This is a genomic window from Vibrio sp. Vb0349, from assembly GCF_033338975.1.
The window spans coordinates 1-1,494 of record NZ_JAWOTS010000168.1 but is presented as its reverse complement, the minus strand read 5'-3'; the positions used below and the strand labels follow the sequence as shown (position 1 = coordinate 1,494).

The following is a 1,494-nucleotide window of genomic DNA, read 5'->3' as shown; positions in this document are numbered from 1 at the left end:
CGGATCAAACGCCGAGACGGCAGGTGCAAGGCCCACAGCCAACATTGCGGCAAATAGGCGATTAAAGCGTGTTTCCATTTTTGACCTCATGTCTTTGTTTGGAATTTTTGTCCCTGTTCGATACTCCTTTAAACAGGAATGAATAAAACTAGCGGCAAAGAATGAGGACGCAAACTGTTTACAAATTGTTTACGTTGTTTTTTCGACGGACTGCGTAAATTGATGTTAACTCACTGAAGTAAAGGAAGGTTTTGGCTGATCTTGATCATTGTTAGCTGTAAAAAAGGCAGAAAGTTGGTAAGGACTTTCTGCTTTCTATCTCATCTGTTAGCTGGAGAGAGGTGATAGCTACTACAGTTACTATTTGGTGGAGGCCGGCTGAATGGTTGCCATCGGTTTGCGCGGTGCTGGCTTTTTCTTTGGTAGTACGCTATCGACAAACTTCTCCAAATACCACTTATTCAATTCGTTATCGCACCATTTTTTATTGAGTCCACGGCGGTTGAATTCTGCACCAATCGCGACTTTGGTTTGGTTCGTTGAGCGATTGTAATACAGCGTCTCACACAGTTGAGTATTGCTCATTTGTTGAGCGTATATGTTCACACTGCTGCTACGCATGCCCATTTGCGACGCTTGTTGATTACTACAAGCGGATAAAACAACAGGAGAAAGCAAGGCGAATATTAATTTTTTCTTCATGGAAGTATCTATTTACTCGTGGACGCCACTAAGACGTCGAGTGAATCTTAAATTGGTTTCTGCCCGCTTGTTTTGCGTCGTATAACGCTTGGTCGGCCAAGAAGAACCATTGGTCCCACTCTTGTTTGATGGTTTGGGCTGATAACCGGTCGACCGCACCAAGCGAAATTGTGGCGTTTATTGGCTTAGAGTCAATGATTAATGGCGTATTTTCAATGACATGTCTCAAACGCTCTAGCGATTTCGCACAATCATTTGGATCGTTCACCTCCACCAGCAACACAAATTCTTCACCGCCCCAACGAATCAGCAGGTCACCTGAACGAGTGGATTCGTTGAAGATAGAGGCAATGTGCATCAACATTTGGTCGCCGATGTCGTGACCATAAGTGTCGTTAAAAGCTTTGAAATGGTCGACATCAAGAACCGCAAGCGCGAAGGTTCTATCTGGAGTGCGGCGGGCCATCTTCTCTAACCACACTTCTAAATAGCGGCGATTGTGAAGGCCCGTCAACAGATCTGTAGTACTTTCTTGAGTTAGTGCTTTATTGATTTTTTTGACTCGCAAAACATAACGGAAACCCACCACACCAATGACTGCAATAGCGATAAAGTAGAACATTTCTCGGTAACGTTGCGAGCGCAACTCAGAGGCTTGAAGTGCGTTTTTCGTCTCAAGCAAATTCAACTCTTTCTGAGCCAATTTCGCTTCAAGGTCAAACTTAATGTTGATCATTTCTTCGCCGTGAATGTGCTCAGAAAATTCTTCTTCAAGTGCTCTCAACTGAGACA

At 44.0% G+C, this 1,494-nt stretch carries 2 protein-coding genes; both read right to left on the bottom strand.

Annotated elements, in window-relative coordinates:
• Positions 1 to 360: 360 nt before the first annotated feature.
• On the bottom strand, positions 361 to 702 hold the full coding sequence (locus R7Q47_RS24235; RefSeq protein WP_318089754.1) for a hypothetical protein: 342 nt from the start codon (positions 700 to 702) through the stop codon (positions 361 to 363).
• A gap of 28 nt (positions 703 to 730) precedes the next feature.
• Positions 731 to 1,494, bottom strand: a 764-nt coding sequence (locus R7Q47_RS24230) for a GGDEF domain-containing protein (protein ID WP_318089752.1), incomplete at its 5' end; no start/stop codon positions are given.

Excerpts from the sequence above, each read along its gene's own strand:
- R7Q47_RS24235 (WP_318089754.1), bottom strand. The coding sequence starts at position 702 with ATGAAGAAAAAATTAATATTCGCCTTGCTTTCTCCTGTTGTTTTATCC.